Raw genomic sequence first — 26,226 nt, forward strand, 5'->3', positions numbered from 1 at the left:
ATCAGTAAGCTTTGNCTTTANTGTTTTACTCTNCTTTGAACCTTCCAAAGACTTGTGAGATAAGTCACTAAAGACATACTCANCATCAGCTCTTAAGTTATCTAAAAAATAATAACCAATACCTNCGCCTCCTACGAAGGAACTAGATGACTTAAACTTNANGCCGCTTTTATCTTTAGATTTATCTTTAAGCTTGTTGACGAAATTGATCCCGATTTGACCTTTAAGATAAATCTTNCCTGCGCTCCCCTCATCAGCAGCTAAAGCNCTAGAAGAAACCAAAGCACTGACAGCAGCAGCTGTCAATAATANTTTTTTCATTTTTAAACCTCTTTTTTTATTTTATTTTAATTTGAATATAAATTCAAATATGATTTAGNTTTAATTGATAATAAGTGAATTTATAGCACATATTATAGAATATTTAAATAGAAAACTAAAAAATATTACTAAAAATCTATATTTAAATGAAAAAAATAGNATTATTTAGCAATTTTTGTTGTTTATAAACACTCTCACATATTTAATTGCTCCATAAAGACTAGGTCTATTAAAGGGCAAAATGCTACGATCCAACCTATCACTAATCACAGTATTTTGATAAATAAAATTAACAAATAATGCACATTCTAGTGATATATGATATCGATTCGTGGTATATATGTCGCAGATGTTTATAATTGTAAATTCAAATTAAGTAAATTCTCCAAAATTTGATATTTTTTTAAATTCTTGATCAAATTTTTGCCAAGTTAGATGCAATATTGAGCATTGCATATGTTTTGAGTCTAAAAAATAAGGCTCTAAGACATAATTTTATCAATAACAATACTACGTATTGGTTTAATTAAATATTTTATTAAACCCTGAATATTGTTTTGTATCATAATAGCATCATATCTACGAAAATAGATTATATTACAAATTTGGGATTAATTTTTCTATCATGATATTTATGAATAATAGTTATAATCAAGGCATTAGTTTTCTAACTACTTTCATTATGTTCATTATGTATTAAAGTGCGGGTATTAATTATGGAGAAATTTTTAAAAACGATTCAGGTATCGATAATGTTCATATTGATCTATACAACAGCGCAAGCTAATCTAGGAGATAATATTGAAAAATCTGGAGAAATAAAGTTAAAAAATCGTATCGTTTTTGAAGAAATCATTAATGAGTATAAAGCCTATCTTACTACTTTACCCTTAGAAGTTATAGAAGAAATTATAGAATATCGTCAGAATATTGCAAATATCAATAAACAGAAAATAGAACTTTTCAGACAATTATCACAAGAGGCTCAAATACATCTGCAAAGAGAGCAAGAATTTAAAAAACAGCTTCCAATAAATTCACAAGATTTGTTGGGTTAATTATTTTAGATTAATTGTTTATAGTTTCTTTGCATGAGTGATTGATTAGAAGTAATTTGGAATATCATTGATAATGTTGATGTATTCTGTATAATGGCTAAGTCAAATTAATCTTAGTTCTATCTAAAGATCTAAGGCGGCCGTGGCGAAATTTGGTAGACGCACAGCATTGAGGGTGCTGTTTTAGTGATAAAGTGGAAGTTCGAGTCTTCTCGGCCGCACCAAATGAGACTTTATATGCTCAATCAATAAAATGATTTTTTATCAATTCATTATTTCAGAGCCATGACATGACAAATTTGGATGATAATTCATTAGAAAAATACTATAGAGAATTAGATAATCACCTGTATTATATTACTGAGTTAGTTAAAGAACAAAAATTAGAAGCAGCCGCTGTAGAGTTAGGTGATTTGCACTATGCTGATATAGCTGATTTTATAGATAATCTTAGTAAAAAGTTGCTTAAAGATATTTTACCCATAATTAGTGATAATTTGCATCCTGAAACTTTAGTATGTATTAATAATACTAAAAAACAAGAAGTAGTCGAAATATTGGGTATAAGAAAATCAGCATACTTAATCGATAATCTGGATATAGAAGATGCAATCGAAGTAATAGAAAATTTAGAACCAGAAATAAAGCAAGAAGTACTGGAGAATCTGGAGTATGAACAACAACAAAAAATTCTTGAAGGATTCAATTATCCAGAAAATACTGTAGGAAGAATTTTAGAAAAAGATTTTATAGTATTTAAAGAAAATTGGAATGTAGGCTATGCAATTGATTCTTTAAGAAGAGTCGGGGTATCAAAGGATTTTTACGCAGCAATAATAATAAATAATAAATATGAGCCCGTAGGAAATATTTTAGTTAGTAGTTTATTAAGAACTCCCCGCAATACTCAGTTATCTGAATTGATGAATTCTAAATTCAAAAAAGTTGATGCATATACTGAGATAAATGATCTAGTGTTTATTTTTAAACAATATGCGTTAACAATAGTTCCAGTAGTAACTAAAACAGGAAAGTTATTAGGTACTGTTTCTATAGATAATATGGTGTATATAATACAAGAACAGACCGAAAATGAATTTATGCATCTTGGAGGAGTACATGATATTGATATATTTGCTAATCTATATCTTTCAATACAGCAAAGATTTCCGTGGTTATTCGTGAATCTTGTCAGCGCGTTTGTGACATCTATGATAATTAATCAATTCACATCTTCTATTTCTAAACTTGTTATTCTCGCAACTATAATGCCGATAGTAGCATCTATGGGGGGTAATGTAGGATCACAAACTATGACACTACACGTAAGAGCACTGAGTAACAGAGAGATCACTAATGTTAATGTTACTAAAAATATATTGAAAGAAATTTTTATATGTTTAGTAAATGGCATAATGCTCGCTATAATAGGGGGTATTATTACATATATTTTATTTAGTAACATCAAATTAAGTATAATTTTTTGTGCAGCTGTTATAATAAATTTTATTTTTGCTGGATTATTTGGATCATGTATCCCAATCATACTGGATAACATGTCTATAGACCCTGCTACCGCTTCTGGAGTTTTAATAACAGCATTGACAGATGCTTTTGGATTCCTTAGTTTTTTGGGTCTTGCTTATTTATTTTTGGTTTAGTAGTTGAGTATGTAGTATTTCTTGGATAATGATTAATTAATAAAAATTAATGCAACAGAGTAATGATGAAATTAACGCAAAAAAATCACTATTAGGTAAATATTGGTATAAAAAAAAAATAAATCGTGATTTGATTAGTGATTTATCTAGTGAATTAGGTGTGAGTCATTTTATCGCAACGATACTTTCTGGTCGAGTGAATTCAATAGAGCAAGGCAAGAGTTTTTTGGATCCCAAAATTAAAAATTTATTACCTGATCCATTTCATCTAGTTGATATGGATACAGCTGTTGATAGGGTGGTATTAGCAATAAAAAGAAAAGAAAAATTATGTATCTTTGCAGATTATGATGTAGATGGAGCAACATCTGCAGCTTTACTAAAAAATGTTCTTAGTGAATTGGGAGTGGTATCTGAAATTTATGTACCCGACCGTATTACTGAAGGATACGGACCTAATCAGAGTACCGTGCATAAAATTAAATATCAAATATTAGCTGATTTAATGATTGCTGTTGATTGTGGTACGGTAGCCTTTGAAGCGATTAACTATGCAGTGGAAATCGATTTGGATGTAATAGTAATAGATCATCATATTGCTTCAGAAGGTCTACCCCCTGCATTAGCAATAGTAAACCCTAATAGACCAGATTGTACTACTGAATACAGACATCTTGCAGCAGTCGGTGTAACATTTTTATTTGTGGTTGCACTTATATCAAGATTAAAAGAAGAAGATTTTTTTATTAAACATTCTTTAGATATTCCTGATCTAATCAATCAGCTGGATATAGTAGCACTTGGTACTGTGTGTGATGTAGTAAAACTTACTGATATTAATAGAGCTTTTGTTTGTCAAGGACTAAAAATAGCAAAGAAATTTTTGAATATTGGTTATAAAGCACTATACGATGTTTCAAAAATTAATGATGTAATTAGTGTGTATCATTTAGGATTTATTTTAGGCCCTAGAATCAATGCTGGTGGTAGGGTTGGAGAATCAAATTTGGGTGCAACTCTGCTTTCTACATCTTCAGAACATCAAGCAAAATCCATTGCGCGTAAATTGGATCAGTATAATAAACAACGGAAAGAAATAGAAGATGTAATTTTAAAGGAAGCAATAGAAATTGCTGAAACGCAAAGTGATACTCCAGTAATTTTTGCTGTAGGTTATTCTTGGCACCAAGGTGTAATAGGTATAATTGCTAGTAAATTAAAAGACATATACAATAAACCTGTGATTATTATATCGATGGATCATGATATAGGTAAAGCTTCTTGTAGATCTGTTATTGGGTTGGATTTAGGTGCAAAAATAATGTTAGCAAAATCACAAAATTTAGTAATAAATGGAGGAGGGCACAAAATGGCCGCAGGGTTTACTGTCAAGAAAGAAAATTTGCTCTTATTACATAATTTTTTTATTGATTGCTGTAAAAGAGATTTGGATTCCAATGCAAATCGTTTAGATAGTTTTTATGATACAGAGCTATCTACCAATGCTGTTCATATGCAATTAATAACAGAAATTAATAAGCTTGAGCCTTATGGAACAGGTAATCCTGCTCCTATATTTAAATTTAAAAATCTAAATATAGTAAAATCTAGTATAATAGGTAAATATCATTTGTATTTGCTGTTAAAATCAAATGAAGATTACACAAAATTACATGTCATAGGATTTAATATGATTAATACTCCTATAGCTTCAATAGTATTTTGTGAGAAAAAAGTTAATATATCTATATTAGGTAAATTAAAGCTAAATAAATATAACGAAAAGAAATCAATCCAGGTAGAACTACAAGATGTAATATTAGAATAAAATTTTAATAAATCAGAGTATAGCTATTTGTATATTGTTTTATCATAGTTTAATGGATTAGTTTTCAGGCAGCTTTTTTTACAAGATTTTTATCTTTATATTCAATATCATGAAGGATTTTTATGTGTTGGTCTCATTTTTTCTTTTAACTTTTCTTCCTGTTTCATTCTTTCATTTCTTAAAGAGTTCAGATGGTCTTCTGATTTGGTTTCAATTACAGGCTCTGTCTTTAGAGGCTCTGTTTTTGTGGAGACTGTTTTTACAGAGACTGTCTTTTTTACATGGGTCAGATAGTGAAGCACAATAATAGATAATGTCGTCACTGCTATTGCTGCAACTGGTTTTACAAATCCATAAAAATGAGGTTCCTTAATTATCGTAAAAAGCCCTAGTCCCATGGATATTAATATTATTGCTTTTTTTGTTCTGAAACCAAGAATAGTTAGTAATATCACTGGGGATGATACCACTAGGTAAAGCTTGGCAATATATATTATTATCATGAATAAATTGTTTGAAATAAAAGATAGGATCAATGCTGTCAACACTAAGAATATAGAAAAGAATCTTGCAATAAAGAGTTGTGTTTTAGGATTTTTACAACTGCATAAATCATTAGCGAATGTTATAGCAGATGTATTGATATGAGAAGTATATGTTGATATCATTATAACAGATAATACTAATCCCGTTGAAACTATAGTAATATGTGAGTATTTCTTAACTATTTCAGCTATTAATAAATTAGGATCTAATTTCGGGTTAATGATAAATAAAGATATCGGAATAATCGATATTATTATTTCAATACAGATCAATATTATAGCAGAAATTATCATGACCTTTTTTAACTTTGTTAGGTCACTTTCTATCAATGTTCTATGCATAACTACAGGATTGACAAGGGTTTTTAAAAACAACACTAAATTCAAGTGCATTATATTTTGTACAGGATCATCTATGTTAAATATTTTTTTAAAATTAAATTGCTCAGACTCACCCAGTTGTAATAATTTTTCACTAGAAATATCTGCAGAATAAATAATTATCAAAGATATTAAAATCATTGATAGGCAAAAAACAAATAATGCTACAATATCTCTATATATAATTATTTTTATACCCCATAAGCTAGAACATATTATAACTAATAATATACTAACTGCCGTGTATATTTTAACATCGGTATTGGTAATGAGTGTAAATATATTAAAAAAAGCTTTGAATTGTATAGTGATCATACAAATACCACTCATAATAATTGTTAAAGATACTATACGCCTTACCCACTTACCGTAAATTTTACCTATAGCTTCAGCTATAGATATACTACCTGAAAAGCTTTGTAATCTTGGAATAATCACAAATCCTAATACTAGGATTGCAATATATGAACTAAATTTGGTAAAGAAAATATACAAATTTCCTTTATAAATATTGTTTATCGTTACTATAATGCTACTGCCACTAATGTAACTAACAACGATCGTTGCTACTAACGCTAACGTAGAGAATTTTTGATTACCAAGTGCAAAAGATTTAAAGCAATTCATTCTGAAAATATTTTTAGTTTATTTTTTTAATATACTTATCAATAATATTACCGATATCTAGTGAATCCCTGTAGGATCCAACTTGACATTACATTTTAATATTTCTGTAGATGATAACTAGTAGGTGAGAATGCTAACATTATTTTTGTTATTATGCAATTAAATTACTATTAACTGATAATAATACTAGATTATACTGGTAGTCTAGATTACTGATTCGTATGAATAAACCAGATGTTTATAATTTCTGATATAACAACAATATGTATTGTCAGGGTGTAAGTTGATTTGTTGCACTGAATAATGTACAATTTTCAGTCTGTTATTGGCTGTATTAAAAAATTATAAATTGAATGATTTATAATAATAGGCAATAATAGATTGCTTTAGTTTCCATGATTAGTGATGGTAAGTAAGGAAGTGTTCAGTTGCGGCAGTTATAATATATTTTTTACTGAAATATCAGATGTAATTAATGTTAAAAAATCTACTTTGGACTCATTATCTAGGTTAAAGATTTTGTGTTTGAGAGATTTGCTATTTCATAGGCCTATAGCTTATGATATATGTTATCATCAATCATCTAATAAGTTGAGTGATCTACCGCAAAATGCTTTAGTATACATTAATGTAGTTATCAAGGATATTACTAAAGTTAAGAATAATAACAAGCTTGTAACTACAATATACACGTATAATGAATCAGGATTGATTAAATTATTGTTTTTTAATCCAATACCTAAATTTATTCATGCTCAATTAGCTATCAATAAACAATATAGGATTTTAGGTAAATTACAGATAGTTTCTAGTAATGTTTTTAGCATTGTGCATCCCAATTTTGTACTTACAGAACAACAAATAAGCGATATATTTCCTACTTATCCATTAACATACGGAATAACAAATTATCAACTATACTCGTATGTGATGATTACATTAGAATTTTTGAATAAATTATTAAAATCTGTTACTTCCACTAGTTCAGAGATAATTTATACTAAAGAATTATACTCTTTGATAAGGAAGATACATTTTATCGATATAACTCACGCAAATAAAAACCAAATAGATTTAGAAATAGAACATACTATGAATAGGTTGGCATATATGGAGTTATTTGCGAATCAATGTGCTGTAAATTTGTTGAATAGCAAGTTTCAATCTTCATATGTATATCGCAAAATATCTAGAGCATCAAATTTACAAAAAAATATATTAGAAAATCTTGGTTTTACTTTAACATCAAGCCAAGCAAATGCCATTAAAGAAATTGAATCTGAACAATTTTCTGCTAAGCAAATGTTAAGGTTGCTACAGGGAGATGTAGGATCAGGCAAAACTCTAGTAGCATTATTGACTATGATAAATGTTATTGCATCTGGGATGCAGGCAGCTCTAATGGTGCCAACCGATTTATTAAGTAGGCAACATTACAAATTTTTTCAACATGCTTTTAGTTTTACATCAGTAAGAATAGTTATTCTTACTGGTTCTATTGGAGTAAAAGAATCACAAAATATAAAAACTAAGCTAAAAAATGGTTTAGTAGATATAGTTATTGGCACACACTCATTATTTCAATATGATATAGAATTTAACAATTTAGGATATGTAGTGATAGACGAACAACATAGATTCGGAGTAGCACAACGCCTGGCATTAATTGATAAAGCTGATAATCCTGATGTATTAATTATGACAGCCACACCAATACCAAGAAGCCTTGCGCTAACAATGTTCGGTAATATTCAGGTTTCTAAATTATTGTCAAAACCCCAATCTAATACATCCGTAATTACAATATTAAAGTCTATTACTCAACTTAGTAGTGTAGTTAAATCACTTGAAAGCAAAATTATTGCAGGAGAAAAAATTTATTGGGTTTGTCCCCTAGTAGAAAAATCATCCTCTAATAATCAAGATTATCTTACGGATATCAATACGCGATACTTGTTATTAAACCAATATTATCCAAATATTGTAGCAATGTTACACGGATCAATGAAACAACCTCTTAGAGAATCTATTATGCAGGATTTTATTGATGGTAAGTATCAATTATTACTGGCTACTACTGTTATAGAGGTCGGGTTAGATATACCCAATAGCACATTAATTGTAATAGAAAATGCAGAAATGTTTGGGCTAGCACAATTACATCAGCTGCGTGGTAGAGTAGGTAGGGAAAATAAACAATCCTATGCGATATTATTGTATAATCCTAATAGATTGTCTAAAATTGCATATCAAAGATTAAAAATAATGAAGGAGAGTACAGATGGGTTTTACATTGCTGAAAAAGATATGTTGTTGCGTGGTTCAGGTGAGATACTCGGTACTAAACAAAGTGGGGAAATAAAATTTATATTTGCGGATTTGCAAAGGGATGTTGAGTTATTATTAAATGCCAACAAAGCAGCTGCAGATATACAGAATATAGATTCTGAATTTATTAATTTTCAAATAAAATTATTTAATAAGTGCAGCCAAGATTATACTAAGAGTTTATAGATAAAATAAAAGGTCAGCTTATATACAGCAAGTTATCCTGCCTATCTATGATAGTAATTTTTCTCACAGTTATATAACACTCATACAAAAACCTTCACTATATATTATTTTTGATTTTTTGTAGCAAAGATGTAATCTTTTTACCTACTACTGGCATAGCATATTCTGTACATAATTTTTGATATGCTAATTTCGAATATTCTTGTGATAATTCTTGGTTATTAATTAGAATTTCAAGATTTTTTGCTAAACTTGCTCCAGATTTAGGCTTTGCTACTAATCCATTCTTTCTATCTTCTATAATATTGGTAGGTCCGTATGAATTTGTTACAACAACAGGTACTGAGCACATAACTGCTTCCAATACTACGATACCAAAACTTTCGTAAATTGAAGGTAAACAAAATATATCAATTTGTTGAAAAAATTCCTTTTTATCTACATATCCTAAAAATACTACAGAATTATCTATTTTTAGCATCTTGGATAATTTTTGTAGAAATTGTTTATTTTTTCCACTTCCTCCTATTAATAGCTTAATTTTATAACCTCTATTGATCAGTATAGAGATGCTTTGTAGAAGATATTCAAATCCCTTTGTTTTAGTTAATGCTCCTAATCCTCCTATAGTTAACTGTTTGTGATAATTGCGTGCAACATAATTTTCAGTAACATTTATCATATTAGCTACAATATGAATATTATTATTGGCAAAACCACAAGTGACAAAATATTTTAGCATGTGTTCACTGGGCACTATCAGTTGGTCAGATTTTTGTAATAAAGCTCTATTTTTATAGCTGTGTGCTACACCTATGACTACTGCATTTTTTATCTTATGAGTAAAGATTTTTATAAATTTTGCTGCTCTAGCAGAATGTATCAAGATTATAGATGGTTTATATTTCTTAATCAGAAAGTTTAAATATATTTTAGATAAAATACAGTTAGAAGAAAAATTTGGTAGCTTGATAGACTGAATGTCACTATTAATTTTAGCAAATGAACTAGTAATATTGATTACACGGTAGCCAGAGTATTGTTCAATAGACTTACTAAAGTCTAAGAAAGCTACTCCGCTACCATCAATATTACGAGATAACATCACATTGAATATAATCATAACTCCATTCTTTAACGGAAACAAGTACACACACTTTGGCATAGCACTAAAAATTCTACAATACCCAAATAGCAATGCAACCACTACGGCACATGTGTGTAAGCGAATTGTACTACAAAGATACCCGATGATTCAAGAAATTTTTACTTCAGTTTATTTCACTCAAGGTTGCAACATGTTTTCTATCTATTATCTTACCATTTTCCAGTTTTAATTTTGTAACTAATCCATTATCTAAAATAAGTTCTACTACCTTAGACTTTGCTTCAGTATTAGTAGCTATTATCTTTTTTGTAACATTATCATTATCTACAATCTTCGATTGTACTTCTATATAATATCTACCTTTTGGCACTAGATTGCCTGCATTATCTTGCCCTGGCCATCTAAAAATATTTTCTCTAGTACCATTAGAAGGCGATTGAGTTGAATATACTAGACACTCATTCATATCGAATATCTTTATATTTGACAATATTCTAGAATCACCAGTCAATATATTATCATTGATATCTAAATTATAAGCAAATTCCACAGGAGTATTACCATCAAAATCTTCTTCTTTAGCTGGATAATTTACCATTTTTCCCAAATAATTGAACCCAGCTGCACTTTCTATAGAATTTGACATTTCAGACATTTGTTGACTTTGTAACTCCATTGCCTGTGTTTCTAGGAATAATTTGTTATTTTCTAACATATCCTTTGACAAATTCTGGTTTTCATTGAAAGGATCAGCATTCTGCAAATTTGCTACCATTAATTCCATAACAGTTTTTTGTATTTCTGCATATGATCCAAAATTGGAATTTTGATTTTGTCTACTATTTGGTGATTGGTTACTAATTCTTCCAAAATCACTGGTTATTGAATTCCACATAGTACTACATATAATTTAATTAAGTTCTTATACTAAGATATCCAAGTGAATGGTACCATATACATAATCTTTATCGTAATTGCTAATGGGTATCTCATTGTTTTTATTTTTATTTATAGAAGAACTTGTAGCATTTATACCATATTTTTTTGAATTTTGGTTATTATATCCGGTATCGTTATTGCTACCTAGATTGTCCTTTAAATTCAAATTTAGTGATGTTTCATAAATTTCTTTTTTATCTTGATTTAAAGCATCTGATAAAATGTTGATTGATTGTTTTAAATATTTTAATGTAGATGGTTCTTCAACTGTAATATTGATATTCTTAGTAAAATACGTATTATTTAGCATTGCTAGATCCATTTCTACATCAATCTTACCTAATTCTTGAGTGATGATATGTATAATAATTTTAGATTTAGCTACATTATAATTAGAATTTATTATTGGTGTTTCTGTACAATATTTGCCGATACAGTCTAGTATATTTTTAAATTTAGAATCCATATTTTGGTAATTAATTGAATATGGAGTGGTGTCTAGATTATTTGTGTAGTGATTTTTTATGTTCTTAGTATACTTAGCAAGTAATTCTGTATTATTCAAATAATTTTTGATATCGTATATCTTGCTAAATTCTTGATAATTAGAATAGTTTAATTGTATTATTTGTTGTTGTTTTATTGATGTACCAAGATTATACGTTGTAGTTGAGTTTTTGAATTCAATTTCATTACAAAACTGTGTTTTATGATCTAAAATGTCAGCATTGGGCTTGATCAATTTAGTTAAATTAGTTTCATTATTATTATGAGTTATCATGTTAGATAGAGAGGGGCTTTGCTTAGAATTCTCTAACAAATTTATATTTATACATCTATTATTGATTTTTTTATCATTAGTTTCTATATTCCAAAAATCACCTTCTGCGTAAGATTGTATACTGATAATATCAGATTTTGCTTCATCAAGGTCTAATTCATTTTCTGTAAAGCTCAAGGCATTTTTTTTGTAAAAATCTAGTATAATATCTTCTAATTCTACCTTTGTGTTCACTGTTTTATTAAGTAACAAAAATTGTGAATTTTCATCTATTTCCAGAAATTTATTGCTATGATGTACATCACTGTCGTTCAGTTCTATTGGTGTGTTTTCGTGCTTTTTAGAATCAGATAATAATTCTGTTAACTCTTCAGTTTGTTGTTCAAAATATATCTTTCCATTCTGTGGAATTCCGATTGCCAAAATAATTAGTGGATCTTCATCTTTTTTAGAAGATTGCTTTGAATATTGTTTATTATTTAATGAAGATGTGGTTGTAGAATCATTTTGTATCTTTTCTAAAGATGGTAATTGATTCAGGATATCATTAAAGTTACACTCAGTATCACAATGCATACTGGATGCTTTAGTGGAAAAATTATGTAGTAATTTATCGATAATATGCATTCTTCGTAATGATAAAATAATTAACTTTACTTACAAACTAAACTAGCATAATTTGTGCCAAATCCTTTTTATTTTAATTGTAAATTATCTAGTTATCATTCAAATTTGGAGCTGATGGAGCTGATGGAGCTGATGGAGCTGATGGAGCTGATGGAGCTGATGGAGCTGATGGAGCTGATGGAGCTGATGGAGCTGATGGAGCTGATGCATCAAAATTAAAGTTAGAATTAAATATTCTAATATTTAATTGATCTAACTGTTTTTAGTTATAATATTTAGTAAATTCTATATGTATTCTGTATGCAGAAATTGATAATTATAAGTTAAGCTAAAGAAGATGAATTTGTAATAATATGTAAATCTGTGTATGCTAGAGATACAAATACTGCAATAAACATAAAAAATTGTTAGATTGTGAATTGAAAAAATAAGAGAGCTATCAATCTCTGCTAACTAGAAGATGTATAATGCTTTTTAAAGGTGAGTATTTGTTGAAGATGTTATAAAATCTACACTTTAGTACAGAAAAAACTCATCATGAATATTTAGGTGTTTTATTTGTTCTAAGAGAATAATATCAAGTAATTTGCTTGGAATGACAAGAAAGACAAAAAGTAAAAGGAATAAATTTGGCATAAACATATCTAACTAATTAATGAATAATAGTTAGAGTAGTTGGAGTAATTATGTATTAAGACAAATAATTCTAGGAATAATATTAATAAACTATTTTTAAGTTGAACAAAATATATATATGACCTAATTAGTAACTGTTAAGAAGTAGTAGATACCTATATAGGACTTGCTGTATAAAATCAGATTACTTAGTGCATTAGTTTAGTTTTAGTTTTTTTATGTTATTCTATCAATAACATTGTAGTAACCATCATTATACTAACAAGATATATAATTATACATTCATATAATTGATATAATTGAAAATTTCACATCTTAAATGAGTAGCATTTTTTGTTATTAGATGCCATTCAATAATATTGATTTTAAGTTTTACTTAAAGATAATTGGTATATTTGTTTATTATTGAAAAATTTAAAATTAATGATTAGTATAGTGCAGGTAAATGCTATTTGAAAATCCTATACCGTAAGATTGTGAGATTTTTAATGAAAATTATTCAATATAATTGCTAAGGATTATGTATTCAGATGTCGCTGTGATAGTACCAGCTAGGTTAAATTCTAAGAGATTACCACGCAAATTGCTGGCTAAAATAGGAGAAATGACATTAATTGAACATGTTATGTATAATCTTCAAAAATTACAATTGGAACATCTTTATTTGGCAACAGATTCTGAAGAAATAGTAAATATAGCTAAAAAAGCAAATATTCAGTACATAGTAACAGAAAATTGTATTTCTGGAACTGATAGGGTCTATAAGGCACTTGAAAGGATAAAAAATAAAGATAAAATTAAATATGTAGTTAATATCCAGGGGGATATGCCATTTATAAGCGCTAATATAGTGGATTATCTTATTTGTCAACTTTTAGAAAGTAACTGTGACATATTGACATTGGCAACTCGTGTTGGTCACGATATTGCTACCTCGGTTAATAACGTAAAATTGGTGAAAGACTGTAATGATAATGTTCTTTATTTTTCAAGGTACCCTATACCTTATGGAGCAAAAGAATTTTTACATCATATAGGTATATATGGATTTAGAGTGAAATGTTTAAAAAAATTTGTATTATTTACGCCTAGCAAGTATGAAAAATACGAGCAGCTAGAACAATTGAGGGCATTAGAAAATGGTATGAGTATAAAAGTTTGTTGTATAAAAGATTCGGTTTTGGCTATAGATATTTTTGATGATTTAGTCAAAGCAAGAAAGATATGGGATACATTGAATCAATCATAGGTTTGTTATACAATGAGTATAAGAAGTATAAAAAAAATTGATGTTTATTGTATTAATAATGTCTAAATTGTTGAAATTAAACATTATTTTTGATTTAAACATAGCATATAAACAATAATGTTGTTGCTTATCAAAAAATTAATCCTACAATGTGTTAGTTGAGTTTTGTTCTATATTGTATCTATTTAAAATCAATCTTTGTTTATAATTCATAGGTAATGTATTTGCTCTGTGCTGTAATCCAAAATTTATTCATATGTTTAGTATATGTACTGGGTTTGTTTGATGCTTTTGCTATGGAAAGCAGAATTAAGGATATTGCATCTGTTGAAGGAGTAAGAGATAATTTGCTTGTTGGTCATGGGTTGGTAGTTGGGTTAAATGGTACTGGAGATAATCTCAAAAATGCAGTATTTACAGAAAAAGGACTCTCTGATTTCTTGGATCGCCTTGGGGTGAATGTTCAAGGTTCAAATATCAATACAAAAAATATAGCCGCCGTTATAGTAACTGCAAATTTACCACCATTTGCAACTCAGGGTAATAAAATAGATATTAAAGTTAGCGCTCTTGGGGATGCAAAAAGTCTTAAGGGAGGAGTTTTGTTAGCCACCACATTGCTAGGGGCTGATGGAAAAGTCTATGCAGTAGCTCAAGGTACGGTTTCTATTTCAGATTTTGTTAGCATCTCTCCAGAAATAAAAACTAGAAATCGTGCTATAGAAACTAATGGTTATATTCAGGCTGGCGCTATTGTTGAAAATGAAATAAATTTTCAGTTTAATGATATGAAAAATATTAGATTATCTTTACATTCTCCAGATTTTAGTACTTCTTATAAAATTGCTAATGCCATTAATAACAACATTAAAGGCAATATAGCTATGGCTACTGATTCAGCTACAGTTAAGATAACTGTACCAGAGTATCGTTACCAAAATTTGGTTGACTTAATATCAGAAATAGAATCTATATCTGTAGTACCTGATTATAAAGCAAAAATTGTGATAAATGAATCTACTGGTACCATTGTTATAGGCGATAAGGTACATATCAGACCAGTAGCAATAGCGCAAGGTAATTTGATAGTGAATGTTATCCAAAATCAATATTATGACTCTTTACCTTTTACTACTTCTCAAGAAGATTTAGAAAATATCAATAATTTAGTGGATCAAAGGAGAGGGAGCAAAATGCATAATCTAGAAGGAGGAGCAAAGCTTAGTGATTTGGTTACAGGATTAAATAAGTTAGGCGTCTGGCCAAGAGATATTATAAATATATTACATAATATTAAACTCGTGGGAGCGTTAGATGCTGTAATAGAGGTGAGATGAATTTGTTATTTATAGGATAATTTGTTATTGTATAATCTTTGTTGCTTTATAAAGAGATTTGATATTCTTATTTTAGAATAAAATAGTATTTTATAAATTTTATATTTATTTGGGTAGTATATGTATATATCTGGAATATATGATGCAGTGCAAATTGATAATGGTAATAATGCTTTACATATGATAAAGCCCTCTGGAGTGAGCTTTAAAAAGCTTTTGAATGAAACATCTAGCACATGTGCTCAGAGTCAGTGTAATCACTTGAGTGATATAGATAATTTTAATAGATATCTTACACGTATATTGTGGAAAAATATGTTGGAAACCTCAGGTGTAAATTTTTCTGATCAGATAATAGTGAACGCGATGATTATAGATAGCATTACTTCGGTAGTAGCTGAAAAATGTGATATAGAGTATGTAGAATCATCTCCCAATTCTATACATCACTAACATTTCTTATATTAGTGATATTCTTAAGTGGTGATTATTTTTCTAAAGTATTAATTGTTTCAAAAAAACAATTAATTTCTAAAATTGACTCGCAATAGATATAACAAAATTTATTTCTATTCCTTTATGTCATATAATAATCATTAATGAATCATTAAGCTATTAAATGTTCTGCTATCTTGTATTAGTAAAATAAGATGAATTTGTTTGCTTTCCTTAAATCCAGAATTGGTGATAAAAATAGTAACAGTAATATTAGTAATACTGGTTTAGATCAGAGTAAAGATTGTTATACAAGACAGTATGAATATATGTTGATTCAACGTAATTGGCTTGTGTTATTGGTGTTTATATTATTACTTACTACCGCTATTGGTACAGTAGCAGTTATATACATGAATCATTTTAGAAAATTTGAGCCATTCGTAGTGCAAATAGATAATACTACAGGTAACCTCAGTATAGTGAATCCATTAGAATCGTCTTTACTTTCAGGTAACGATGCATTATCTCAATATTTTATCAAAAAATATATTATAGCAAGAGAAACTTATAACCCCGTGGATTTTACAACTCTTGCTAGACACACAATTAGACTGTTCTCTACAACAGATGTATATAGACAATATTGGGGGTATATTCAAAATGAAGATAACGATTTAGCGCTTAAATACAATACACAAAATACTACGTATTTAACAATAAAATCATGGTCTAAAATTAAAGATGATAGGTATATTGTCAGATTTTCTATACATGAAACTACAGGATCTATGATGGTTTTTAATAAAATTGTAGTAGTAGAATTCACATACACTGCAGTTGAGCTTACAGAACAAGATAAAGATATTAATCCAGTAGGGTTTGTTGTGACATCTTATAGAGTTGATGATGATTATAGTTAGAACCGTAATATTAATTTTGATTCTTAATCTTAGAATTATAACATGTTTGAGTTATCAAGCGGTATCCGTTACAAAAAATACAGATATTACAGTCGATTACAGAATTAAAAAATATATATATAATCAAGATGAAGTCTATCTTATAGTTCTTCATAGCGGATTTCAATCTTATATTGAATTTGAAAAAAATGAATTTGTTAAAACTCTTACTTTAGGTGATACTTATTCTTGGAAAATTACTCCACTGGATAATAAGTTATTTATTAAGGCCTTAGAAAAATACATAAAGACAAATATGATTGTTATTACTAATAAAAGGACTTATCAGTTTGATCTTGTGTCAAAAGAATTGGTTGAAGGCAGAGAACAAGATTTAGTTTATGTAATAAGATTCTCTTATCATGAAAAGAAGAAAAAATCCTATATTAATAATTCTAAATCGATAGAAAAATAAAATATGGAGAATAAGCCAAACAACAATAATGACGAAATTGCTAATACACATAATGTGGCCCATATTGAAGAAGAATTATCAAAAGTATCTAGTTTCAATAAAAAAAATTTTACGTTATTAGTATTTATATCATTATTTGCGGTTACTTATATATATTATTTTTTTATTAGAGATGATGATACAGAAGATGGCAATGAAAAATTTCAACTACCTAAAATCACAGTGAAAGCTAATGATGGTCATAGAGGATACATCCCTGAAATTCCACAATTGCCTGTATTACAGGATAGTAATGATATGACGTTGGTAAATAATTCAGATTTTATGAATAAGACAGCATCTGATGATCAAATTCAATCTGAAGATAATAATACAAATAATCTGGAATCAGACATAAAAGTAGCAAATTTTGAACCAAGTAAAGATATACAAGCTCTTCAAGAAAAACAAGATATTGTTGATGATAGTTTAAATGAAAAAAAGATTGATAATCCTCCTGTAGTATGGAAATCAACTAATACTCCTCCTAATTTCTTTCCAGCTACTGAGAATCTAGATGCAGAAAAAATTACTAGAAGACGAGAACAAAAAAGGACTTCTCCTATTACTCTAATTAGTGGTGCTTTACCCCAAAAATCTCTTCAAGAACAAGAAGTTAGTAATAACTTTCAGAAGAGAGGTAACTTAAATTTAGTAATGGCTAAAGGTAAATTGATTGAAGCAGTAGTAGAAAGTGCTATAAATACTGATTTTGGAGGTGAAATTAAAGCCGTAATAAGCAGGGATATATACTCAGAAATAGGCAAAAATATATTAATTCCTAAAGGATCTAAGCTATTTGGGCAATATACCACTAATGTGGATGAATTATATGGAAGAGTTGCAGTCGTATGGAGTAGGATAGACTTAACAAATGGTTATAGTATCAATTTTGATGGTACTAATATAGATAATTTAGGATTAAAGGGAACTCAGGGTAACATAGATTTAAAAATAAAAGAAAGATTAACAAATGCTGTTCTACTCTCTACTTTTGACATTGGAGTTGCATCAATTCTAGATAAAATCATTAAACCTATACAAAATACAAATGTATCTACCAAATTACAAACTAATGTTGCCAATATTAGAGTAATTACTAACAATATAGTATTAGATAGCAACCTTAATGATAATGAAAAAATAAATAAAATTTGCAATGATGCTCTAGGAGCATTTGGTACTAATAATGTAAGTTCAAGTGCATATTCTACTATCAGTAGTAAATGCTCTACGCTGAGAAATGATACTACAGCTAATAGCTCAGGTAAATTAACTTCATTGATTTCAACTGTTAACACATCCTTGGATAGTTTGTTAAAGGTTAATAATACTAATACTACAGAAACTCAAGTACAAAAATCTTCTAAAAAGGCATTTAAAGAATTAACTAATACCGCAAGAGAGTTAATATTCAATGAACCAACTTGGAAAACTACAGTTAGTATTCACCAAGGTACTATGATAAAAGTCTATGTTAATAAAGATTATTTGTTTCCATCTGATATAATTATTCAATCTAAATTAATGCCATGAGCTTAAAAGCTTTAGAAACTTATTTATTACCATTTCATAAAATTTTTTCTGAAGAAGGAGTAAACGAAATCATGATCAATAAGCCTTGCGAAGTTTGGATTGAAAAATATGGTAATCAAAGATTAGAACATATTTCTGATTTGGATTTAGAACATTTGTTAGGTTTAGGTAGACTGATAGCTCAATCAACTGAACAAATGATTTCTCAACAAAAGCCCTTATTATCTGCTACATTACCTAATGGATATAGAATACAAATAGTTTTTCCACCTACTTGCGAACCAGGTGTCGTAGCATTATCAATAAGAAAAAGTGGCAGTTTAAATGTATGCTTAGATACATATGCAAATACAGGAGCATTTGATCATGTAAGCACCGAGCCTAGTAGTGATAAAAATCGTGAAATTTTAGATAATTATCTAAAAGAACATAATATTTTGATGTTTTTAAAACATGCAGTGCTCACTAAAAAAAATATATTGATTAGTGGAGGTACTTCTACTGGTAAAACTACTTTTGGTAATGCTATGCTTTCTGCTATCCCAAGTGATGAAAGATTGATTACTATAGAAGATACTAGAGAAATAATACTAAATAACCATCCTAATAAACTGCATCTCTTAGTCTCTAAAGGAGAACAGGGATTGGCACAAGTTATTACACAGGATTTAATAGAAGCATGCCTAAGATTAAGACCAGATAGAATTATAGTAGGAGAATTAAGGGGAGCAGAGGCATTTAGTTTTTTAAGAGCAGTCAATACTGGCCACCCAGGTTCAATTGCTACATTGCATGCAGATACACCAATTATGGCAATAGAGCAATTAAAGTTGATGATTATACAAGCAGGATTAGGAATCCCTGTTGATGAGATTAAAAACTATATCAACTCAGTAATAGATATAATTGTACAGCTTAAAAGAGGAAAAGCTGGTAAAAGATATGTATCTGAAATATTATTTCAGTGATTTAACTTTATATATATAATGTAATATATTTTGTAACACTATGTTTGATGGATTTATATCTATAATATTTCATATTATCATTATAATTTTTTGTTTGTTTTTCAATGCCAATATTATCATTTTAACGGTACAATCCTATGATTTTCTCGGATTAGAATGGAATGTGTTAAAACTTAGTTATAGTTGGATATATTGGCTGTTTATCAATTGGGGTAATATCGATTTAAATTTTTTAGATTATATCAAAATTAAGTTGTCTTTGGCTATATTCTTACCACTAATATTAGAAATACTAATATATATAAAAAAGTTTGATTTTATTATAAACTTAGAATATTTAAAACCGCAGGAGGATGTATATGGATCTGCAAAATGGGCTAATTCATCAGATATTAAACAGGCATCCTTAAGATGTGAAAAAGGAGTTTTACTTGGTAGAGATAGTAAAGGATATTTTGTCGCAGGTGGATATCAACATTCTTTATTATTTGCTCCTACTGGTTCTGGTAAAGGTGTAGGTTTTGTAATACCTAATTTATTATTTTGGGAAGATTCTGTCATAGTGCATGATATAAAATTAGAGAATTATGAATTAACTAGTGGATGGAGAAAAAAAATGGGGCAAGAAATATTTGTTTGGGAACCTTCTAACCCTGATGGTATAACACATTGTTATAATCCGTTAGATTGGATTAGTAAAAAACCTGGACAAATGGTAGATGATGTTCAAAAAATTGCAAATTTAATTATGCCAGAAAAAGAATTCTGGACTAACGAAGCAAGAAGCTTATTTCTAGGAGTAGTGTTATATCTATTATCTGATGATACTAAAGAAAAATCCTTTGGAGAAGTGGTAAGAACTATGAGAAGTGATGATGTTGCATATACTTTGACGGTAGCACTTGATACGTTAGGGGAGGTAATTCACCCTGTAGGTTATATGAATATAGCAGCCTTTTTACAAAAAGCAGAGAAAGAAAGATCTGGAGTAATATCTACAATGAATTCCTCATTAGAATTATGGGCTAATCCGTTGATTGATAAAGCTACAGCAAGCTCAGATTTTAATCTGCAAGAAATGAAGTCTAAAAAAATTACAGTGTATGTAGGATTAACTCCTGATAATATTAATAGATTACAGAAGCTAATGCAGGTATTTTATCAACAAGCTGCAGAATTTTTAACACGTAAAATACCTAATAAAACAACAGAACCTTATGGGGTAATGTTTATGATGGATGAGTTTCCTACTCTGGGGAAAATGGATCAATTTAAAACGGGCATAGCTTATTTTAGAGGATATAATGTAAGGTTATTTTTAATAGTACAAGATACACAACAATTAAAAGGGATATACGAAGAATCAGGTATGAATTCATTTTTATCTAATACCACTTATCGTATCACATTTGCAGCTAATAACTATGAAACTGCTACATTAATATCTCAATTATGTGGCAATAAAACAGTAGAGCAAGAGTCATATAATAGATCTACATTTATTGATATAAATTTTGCTAACAAAACAAAAAATATTTCTAAAGTACAAAGAGCTTTACTTTTGCCACAGGAAGTGATTCAATTACCGAAAGATGAGCAGATTCTGCTTATAGAATCATCTCCTCCTATTAAATCAAAAAAAATCTTGTATTATCAGGATAAAAATTTTACAAAAAAATTGCTACCTAAGACTTTCGTACCAAACCAGATTTTAGAAAACAATATGATTATTGAGTAATATTTTATTAATATGTTGTATACATAGTGAGATGCGATCAGGGATTATAGAGATAGGTTCCAATGCGATTAGGTTTAGTTGTTTTAATGATAATACAGTAGGGGCTTATGAGATCTTAACTAAAACATTTATGGTAGATATTAGGAACTTATTAGCAAATCAGCAGTTTGTTTATTCTGATAAATATTTTGAGTATATTGTATATATATTATACAATTTAAGAATTATGAAAATAAAATGCATCGCTACTGCTGCTCTTAGAGGTCATGAATCATCTCAATCTTTTATACATTATATAAAAAATAAATTTAATTTAGTAATAGAAGTAATCTCCGGAGAACAAGAGGGGTATCTTAGTGCTAAAGGATTATTAAACAATATTTGTTATTCTAGTGGGATGGCAGTAGATTTTGGAGGAGGGAGCTTAGAACTCATAGAAATTATAAATAATCAAGTCAATAAAGTTGTATCACTGGAATTGGGAAGTAAAATAAAAAAATGTCCGTATGAATTTTTGTCTGTATTAAAAATCAAGCAAATTATTGCCAATAACATACAGTGCTCTGGTGTAATAGAGAATATATTTTTTATCGGGGGCAGCCTAAGATTTATAGGAAAGTTATTTGTCAGAATGACTAATTACCCAATAAAAAATGTACATCATATTGAAATACCAGCAGACAGGCTTATGCTTTTCATAGATCAAATTAAGCTAAGTAATCTCTTTTCTAAAGAGCAAAATTTGAATCAAAATGCATGTATGCTAGTAAAGGCACTAATAGATTTATTTGTTCCTAAAATGATAATAGTTTCAAGCTATGGGTTGAAGGAAGGGTTAAGGCTTGAATTGATGGAAAGTAAAGAAAAAGCTAAAAATCCTATACAAGAGCAATTATTGGGATATCAAGTATCTGAAAATGCAGTGGATTTTGATAAATATCATCAAGTTATAGCTGACGTGTTACCGGAAATATCAGGTTTAGATATAAAAAATATAGTGACATATGCTATTATTGTTTTATCAAAATACAGACATATAAATGTTAATTTTGTTCCTAATATGCTAGTAGATTATATATTACAGACATCTATATCATTTACGCATAAGATCAGGGTAATATTATCTCTTATTATGTTCTATGCACATAATTTTTCTCCTAGCTATCATTTAAAACAAATTGCAAAGACAGTTATTAATCGTCAAGAGTTTAGCACATCTATCATTATAGGCAATATGTTGTATATTTCTAAGGAAATAGATGGTTACCAGTTTACTTCTCCTTCTTTTGGAGTAAGTATCAACAATCACCATATTAATATAATTGCTCGCACTGATTTGCCTAGTATACCTAGTATTTTATTTAATGCTATTTCTAATAATCTTAAATATATAGAAAATGCACGAAAGAAAATCTTGTTTGATGGTATATACCACGATTGATGAGAATAGTAATAATCTCCGAGTTGATATCCATATTGATTTGGTGTATTAATGTTATTAGTGTAGGGATGTAAGCTGCCTTTTCTATTTAACTAGTTAAATAGTGGGTAATATTGCTATAATATTGTTTACATAAAATAGAAATTTTGTTTATTGATATAGATATACATATGGGAATCATTGACGATCAAAATCTTAGTAAGAGTGATAATTTACCAAACTCTAAGTCATTAGTAAGCAGTAAAAGTCAAAGTAAAATTGAACAATTTTTATCTTCTCCTTTGACGTTTTTTGGGATAAGAAAAACTAAATCTAAAATAGCTGTATTAAGATTAGAAGGTGTAATAGGCAAGATAGGTAATTTAAGATCTGGTATGAAATTTTCAGATTTGAATAAACTAATTGAGTCTATGTTCAAAATTAAGAATTTAGAAATAGTTATTCTGATTATCAATTCTCCAGGAGGGTCGCCAGTACAATCAGAGCTAATAGCAAGACGTCTTATTAATTTGGGTAAAGAATATTCAGTACCCATATACAGCTTTATAGAGGATATAGCAGCTTCAGGTGGCTATTGGCTGGCATGCGCAGGAGAAAAGATATTCGCTGCTCAAAATTCTGTGATAGGTAGTATAGGAGTAATTAGTACTGGCTTTGGCTTTCATGGTGCCATTTCAAAATTAGGGATAGAGAGAAGGGTTTTTTCTGAAGGTAAAAGCAAATCTGTATTAGACCCTTTTTCACCTCTCAAAGAAACTGACATTAAAATAGTGAAAAATTTACAGCAAACTATTCATCAGAATTTTATAGAATATATTAAACAACGAAGAAGTACAAGATTAACTCAGAATGATGATGTATTATTTAATGGTGAATTTTGGTCTAGTGATGTCGCCAGTAACTTTGGATTAATTGATGGATTAGATGATATTTATTCATTTATTAACAGAAATTATGATATGAAGAATGTTGATATTCAATATATAGAAAGTAAACGATCATGGTTTAAAAAAAAATTAGGAATCAACAGTAATGCGACAATACAAGAGAATTGTGATGAATTGATAAATAATGCTTTTGATACAGTAATAGAAAGAATTATTTTTGATAAGTATAACCTATATTAATCTATAGATTTTATCTACAACTTAATTTCATATGAGTGATAGTATATTACTGTGTTGTTGTAACTTCGAATCAAATTTCTGTTATGGCAATAAATGAGGCTTTTAGCTCATTGATCTTTTCTCTCTGCAGAGTACTTTGGGTTATAAGAGTTCATAAATTTTACCAATTCTTCGTATCCTCCTATGAATTTATGATTTATAAATACAAAAGGTACTGTTGTTTGCGCAGTAAGTTTTACTAGATCTAACTGTAATTGTTGATTAAAACTAATATCTTTATTGGAATAATGTATTTTGTGTTTATCTAAAAGATTTTGTGCAAGAGTACAATATTTACAACCTATTTTAGTATATAATTGCACAGACAAATCTTTTGCCATAGAAGGGTTTTCTAAAATTGTATTTTCCTTAACAGAATCATTTACATAAGCATTAGGATCCAAAAATTTATACACTCCTATTAGAATCAGTACTAATACAAAACATACAACACAAATCTTAAAACATTTCATATGCTAACGTGATATAATATACAATAATTAATTAGATATCCAAAAAAAACCAGTGCATCTCAATAATACTAATAATGATATATTAGTAAATATTAAAAGAGAAACTTTAATATTTTATATAGGTGCATGATATGGATTTTTTGTTATAATTCATCTAAATACAGTGGCTTTTTTATCAGCTAGTTATTACATATTTTAGTTTGTAACTAACCTTTAATACAGATAATTTGTTTTAGTTTATATAGTATTTCTACTAGATCACTTTGTGCTTCCATAACTTTATTAATATCTTTGTAAGCATTAGGAGTTTCATCTATCAGGCCTTCATCTAATTTACATTCTACCCCTTGGATAGCTGTAATATGTTCATCGAGTGAAATAAGCTTCTTTGCTTCTGTTCTTGACATAATTCTTCCAGCTCCGTGAGAACAACTGCAAAAACTTTCTTGATTGCCAAGACCACGTACGATAAAAGATTCTGCCCCCATGCTGCCAGGGATAATACCCATATCCCCCTTTCCCGCTCGCACGGCTCCTTTCCTAGTAACAAAAACATTATTACCATAATGTATTTCACGTGTTACATAATTATGGTGACAATTTATAACTGCAAGATCTGTAGTGAATTTTTTACTTATAGTCTGCCTTAATACTTCGATAATATTTGACATCATAATTTCACGGTTAACATGAGCAAATTTTTGTGCCCATTCTACAGCAAAGATGTAATTATTAAAATTTTTAGTATTTTCTGAAAAATATGCTAGATCTTTATCAGGTAAACTGCCTATATAATCTTTAGCATCCTTTTTAGCGAGCTCAATAAAATATCTACCTATAGCGTTACCAACACCTCTGGAACCTGAATGTAGCATAATCCAAATTTGAGAATTTTCATCAAGGCATATTTCTATAAAGTGATTCCCACCACCTAAAGTACCAAGATGGTTTATATTATTAGTTTTGGATATCTTAGGAGCTACTTCAACAATTAATTTGAATTCATATTCTAATTCTTGCCAAGCATTTTCTACATTTTTGGGTATATTTTTCCAAGCTCCTTCATCAATATTATTTAGTGTATGTTTATATACACTACGGCCATGTGGTACTGCTGCTTCGATAGCTGTACGTATAAGAAACAAATTATCTGGTAAATCTGATGCATTTAATGATGTTTTAATTGCCATCATACCACAACCAATATCTACACCCACAGCAGCAGGGATAATAGCATTAATCGTGGGTATGACACTACCAATAGTTGAACCCTTTCCAACGTGGACATCTGGCATTACTGCTAACCACTTGTAAATAAAAGGCATCTTAGCGGTATTAATCAATTGTACTTTAGCTTTATCATCTACAAACACGCCTTTTGTCCACATTTTAATAGGAGATGCTCCATCTTCATCCAGTGTAATATATCGCTTTTGCATAA

The 26,226-nt window shown here is 28.9% G+C and carries 21 protein-coding genes and 1 tRNA gene; 16 read left to right on the forward strand and 6 right to left on the reverse strand.

The features are described 5' to 3' along the window. The first annotated feature begins 1,037 nt into the window (after positions 1 to 1,037). From IHI24_RS01360 to recJ, 4 genes are all read left to right on the forward strand, one after another. Complete coding sequence (locus tag IHI24_RS01360) at positions 1,038 to 1,379, forward strand: hypothetical protein (RefSeq protein WP_194966282.1); 342 nt, start codon at positions 1,038 to 1,040, stop codon at positions 1,377 to 1,379. A 136-nt stretch (positions 1,380 to 1,515) separates the two neighbouring features. After that, positions 1,516 to 1,603 (forward strand) — tRNA-Leu (locus tag IHI24_RS01365). A gap of 66 nt (positions 1,604 to 1,669) precedes the next feature. Next, positions 1,670 to 3,040 (forward strand): magnesium transporter, encoded by a 1,371-nt coding sequence (gene mgtE, locus IHI24_RS01370; protein WP_194966283.1) that lies wholly within the window; start codon positions 1,670 to 1,672, stop codon positions 3,038 to 3,040. Between the two features lie 70 nt (positions 3,041 to 3,110). Beyond that, the gene (recJ, locus tag IHI24_RS01375) at positions 3,111 to 4,868 is read left to right on the forward strand and encodes a single-stranded-DNA-specific exonuclease RecJ (protein WP_194966462.1); all 1,758 of its coding nucleotides are present in this window, start codon (positions 3,111 to 3,113) and stop codon (positions 4,866 to 4,868) included. A gap of 107 nt (positions 4,869 to 4,975) precedes the next feature. Here recJ and IHI24_RS01380 read toward each other — a convergent pair whose 3' ends face one another. Further along, on the reverse strand, positions 4,976 to 6,421 hold the full coding sequence (locus IHI24_RS01380; protein WP_194966284.1) for an SLC5/6 family protein: 1,446 nt from the start codon (positions 6,419 to 6,421) through the stop codon (positions 4,976 to 4,978). A 405-nt stretch (positions 6,422 to 6,826) separates the two neighbouring features. Here IHI24_RS01380 and IHI24_RS01385 point away from each other — a divergent pair, with 405 nt between their 5' ends. Beyond that, positions 6,827 to 8,935 (forward strand): ATP-dependent DNA helicase RecG, encoded by a 2,109-nt coding sequence (locus IHI24_RS01385; protein WP_194966285.1) that lies wholly within the window; start codon positions 6,827 to 6,829, stop codon positions 8,933 to 8,935. Positions 8,936 to 9,032: 97 nt separating this feature from the next. On the opposite strand, the gene IHI24_RS01390 is transcribed toward IHI24_RS01385, so the two are convergent. The 3 genes from IHI24_RS01390 to IHI24_RS01400 form a co-directional block, all read right to left on the reverse strand. Then, positions 9,033 to 10,100: a glycosyltransferase family 4 protein gene (locus IHI24_RS01390; protein WP_194966286.1), complete on the reverse strand. Its 1,068-nt coding sequence runs from the start codon at positions 10,098 to 10,100 to the stop codon at positions 9,033 to 9,035. A 106-nt stretch (positions 10,101 to 10,206) separates the two neighbouring features. Beyond that, positions 10,207 to 10,938, reverse strand: a complete 732-nt coding sequence (locus tag IHI24_RS01395) for a flagellar hook assembly protein FlgD (RefSeq protein ID WP_194966287.1) — start codon at positions 10,936 to 10,938, stop codon at positions 10,207 to 10,209. A 27-nt stretch (positions 10,939 to 10,965) separates the two neighbouring features. Next, on the reverse strand, positions 10,966 to 12,390 hold the full coding sequence (locus IHI24_RS01400; RefSeq protein ID WP_194966288.1) for a hypothetical protein: 1,425 nt from the start codon (positions 12,388 to 12,390) through the stop codon (positions 10,966 to 10,968). Between the two features lie 54 nt (positions 12,391 to 12,444). On the opposite strand from IHI24_RS01400, the gene IHI24_RS01405 reads away from it, so the two are divergent. The 11 genes from IHI24_RS01405 to IHI24_RS01455 all read left to right on the forward strand — a co-directional run bounded on the left by IHI24_RS01405 (position 12,445) and on the right by IHI24_RS01455 (position 24,273). Then, positions 12,445 to 12,609, forward strand: a complete 165-nt coding sequence (locus IHI24_RS01405; protein WP_228777138.1) for a hypothetical protein — start codon at positions 12,445 to 12,447, stop codon at positions 12,607 to 12,609. Between the two features lie 937 nt (positions 12,610 to 13,546). Continuing rightward, entirely contained in the window at positions 13,547 to 14,275 is a 729-nt protein-coding gene (kdsB, locus tag IHI24_RS01410) for a 3-deoxy-manno-octulosonate cytidylyltransferase (protein ID WP_194966289.1), read from the forward strand. A gap of 218 nt (positions 14,276 to 14,493) precedes the next feature. After that, positions 14,494 to 15,612, forward strand: a complete 1,119-nt coding sequence (locus tag IHI24_RS01415) for a flagellar basal body P-ring protein FlgI (RefSeq protein ID WP_194966290.1) — start codon at positions 14,494 to 14,496, stop codon at positions 15,610 to 15,612. A 120-nt stretch (positions 15,613 to 15,732) separates the two neighbouring features. Further along, positions 15,733 to 16,065, forward strand: a complete 333-nt coding sequence (locus IHI24_RS01420; RefSeq protein WP_194966291.1) for a hypothetical protein — start codon at positions 15,733 to 15,735, stop codon at positions 16,063 to 16,065. Positions 16,066 to 16,262: 197 nt separating this feature from the next. After that, entirely contained in the window at positions 16,263 to 16,970 is a 708-nt protein-coding gene (locus IHI24_RS01425; protein WP_194966292.1) for a VirB8 family type IV secretion system protein, read from the forward strand. Next, positions 16,954 to 17,424: a TrbG/VirB9 family P-type conjugative transfer protein gene (locus tag IHI24_RS01430; RefSeq protein ID WP_407690720.1), complete on the forward strand. Its 471-nt coding sequence runs from the start codon at positions 16,954 to 16,956 to the stop codon at positions 17,422 to 17,424. Before IHI24_RS01425 ends, IHI24_RS01430 begins: the two co-directional genes overlap by 17 nt. A 3-nt stretch (positions 17,425 to 17,427) precedes the next feature. After that, the gene (locus IHI24_RS01435; RefSeq protein WP_194966293.1) at positions 17,428 to 18,999 is read left to right on the forward strand and encodes a TraB/TrbI/VirB10 family type IV secretion system protein; all 1,572 of its coding nucleotides are present in this window, start codon (positions 17,428 to 17,430) and stop codon (positions 18,997 to 18,999) included. Next, a complete protein-coding gene (gene virB11, locus IHI24_RS01440; RefSeq protein WP_194966294.1) occupies positions 18,996 to 19,967 on the forward strand; it encodes a P-type DNA transfer ATPase VirB11 in 972 nt (323 codons plus the stop codon). Before IHI24_RS01435 ends, virB11 begins: the two co-directional genes overlap by 4 nt. Before the next feature lie 40 nt (positions 19,968 to 20,007). Then, complete coding sequence (locus tag IHI24_RS01445) at positions 20,008 to 21,705, forward strand: type IV secretory system conjugative DNA transfer family protein (protein WP_194966295.1); 1,698 nt, start codon at positions 20,008 to 20,010, stop codon at positions 21,703 to 21,705. Between the two features lie 31 nt (positions 21,706 to 21,736). After that, positions 21,737 to 23,146, forward strand: a complete 1,410-nt coding sequence (locus tag IHI24_RS01450) for a Ppx/GppA phosphatase family protein (protein WP_194966296.1) — start codon at positions 21,737 to 21,739, stop codon at positions 23,144 to 23,146. 170 nt (positions 23,147 to 23,316) lie between these two features. Further along, positions 23,317 to 24,273, forward strand: a complete 957-nt coding sequence (locus IHI24_RS01455; protein WP_194966297.1) for a S49 family peptidase — start codon at positions 23,317 to 23,319, stop codon at positions 24,271 to 24,273. Between the two features lie 107 nt (positions 24,274 to 24,380). Here the strand turns inward: IHI24_RS01455 and IHI24_RS01460 are convergent, their stop codons facing one another. Together IHI24_RS01460 and IHI24_RS01465 are read right to left on the reverse strand one after the other, a co-directional pair. Beyond that, positions 24,381 to 24,785: a glutaredoxin gene (locus tag IHI24_RS01460; RefSeq protein ID WP_194966298.1), complete on the reverse strand. Its 405-nt coding sequence runs from the start codon at positions 24,783 to 24,785 to the stop codon at positions 24,381 to 24,383. Between the two features lie 206 nt (positions 24,786 to 24,991). Further along, positions 24,992 to 26,224, reverse strand: coding sequence for an RtcB family protein (locus IHI24_RS01465; RefSeq protein ID WP_194966299.1), 1,233 nt, complete (start codon positions 26,222 to 26,224; stop codon positions 24,992 to 24,994). Positions 26,225 to 26,226 lie beyond the last annotated feature (2 nt).

This window comes from Rickettsia endosymbiont of Cardiosporidium cionae (genome assembly GCF_015476335.1).
Lineage (GTDB): Bacteria > Pseudomonadota > Alphaproteobacteria > Rickettsiales > Rickettsiaceae > JADHZC01.

What these genes read in the sequence shown, in the direction of transcription:
- virB11 (WP_194966294.1), top strand. Translation starts at nt 18,996, where the DNA reads ATGAGCTTAAAAGCTTTAGAAACTTATTTATTACCATTTCATAAAATT.
- kdsB (WP_194966289.1), top strand. Translation starts at nt 13,547, where the DNA reads ATGTATTCAGATGTCGCTGTGATAGTACCAGCTAGGTTAAATTCTAAG.
- IHI24_RS01385 (WP_194966285.1), top strand. Translation starts at nt 6,827, where the DNA reads ATGGTAAGTAAGGAAGTGTTCAGTTGCGGCAGTTATAATATATTTTTT.
- IHI24_RS01380 (WP_194966284.1), bottom strand. Translation starts at nt 6,421, where the DNA reads ATGAATTGCTTTAAATCTTTTGCACTTGGTAATCAAAAATTCTCTACG.
- IHI24_RS01445 (WP_194966295.1), top strand. Translation starts at nt 20,008, where the DNA reads ATGTTTGATGGATTTATATCTATAATATTTCATATTATCATTATAATT.
- IHI24_RS01400 (WP_194966288.1), bottom strand. Translation starts at nt 12,390, where the DNA reads ATGCATATTATCGATAAATTACTACATAATTTTTCCACTAAAGCATCC.
- IHI24_RS01465 (WP_194966299.1), bottom strand. Translation starts at nt 26,224, where the DNA reads ATGCAAAAGCGATATATTACACTGGATGAAGATGGAGCATCTCCTATT.
- IHI24_RS01435 (WP_194966293.1), top strand. Translation starts at nt 17,428, where the DNA reads ATGGAGAATAAGCCAAACAACAATAATGACGAAATTGCTAATACACAT.
- mgtE (WP_194966283.1), top strand. Translation starts at nt 1,670, where the DNA reads ATGACAAATTTGGATGATAATTCATTAGAAAAATACTATAGAGAATTA.
- IHI24_RS01460 (WP_194966298.1), bottom strand. Translation starts at nt 24,785, where the DNA reads ATGAAATGTTTTAAGATTTGTGTTGTATGTTTTGTATTAGTACTGATT.
- IHI24_RS01415 (WP_194966290.1), top strand. Translation starts at nt 14,494, where the DNA reads ATGTATTTGCTCTGTGCTGTAATCCAAAATTTATTCATATGTTTAGTA.
- IHI24_RS01420 (WP_194966291.1), top strand. Translation starts at nt 15,733, where the DNA reads ATGTATATATCTGGAATATATGATGCAGTGCAAATTGATAATGGTAAT.
- IHI24_RS01395 (WP_194966287.1), bottom strand. Translation starts at nt 10,938, where the DNA reads ATGTGGAATTCAATAACCAGTGATTTTGGAAGAATTAGTAACCAATCA.
- IHI24_RS01455 (WP_194966297.1), top strand. Translation starts at nt 23,317, where the DNA reads ATGGGAATCATTGACGATCAAAATCTTAGTAAGAGTGATAATTTACCA.
- IHI24_RS01425 (WP_194966292.1), top strand. Translation starts at nt 16,263, where the DNA reads ATGAATTTGTTTGCTTTCCTTAAATCCAGAATTGGTGATAAAAATAGT.
- IHI24_RS01430 (WP_407690720.1), top strand. Translation starts at nt 16,954, where the DNA reads ATGATGATTATAGTTAGAACCGTAATATTAATTTTGATTCTTAATCTT.
- IHI24_RS01450 (WP_194966296.1), top strand. Translation starts at nt 21,737, where the DNA reads ATGCGATCAGGGATTATAGAGATAGGTTCCAATGCGATTAGGTTTAGT.
- IHI24_RS01390 (WP_194966286.1), bottom strand. Translation starts at nt 10,100, where the DNA reads ATGCCAAAGTGTGTGTACTTGTTTCCGTTAAAGAATGGAGTTATGATT.
- IHI24_RS01360 (WP_194966282.1), top strand. Translation starts at nt 1,038, where the DNA reads ATGGAGAAATTTTTAAAAACGATTCAGGTATCGATAATGTTCATATTG.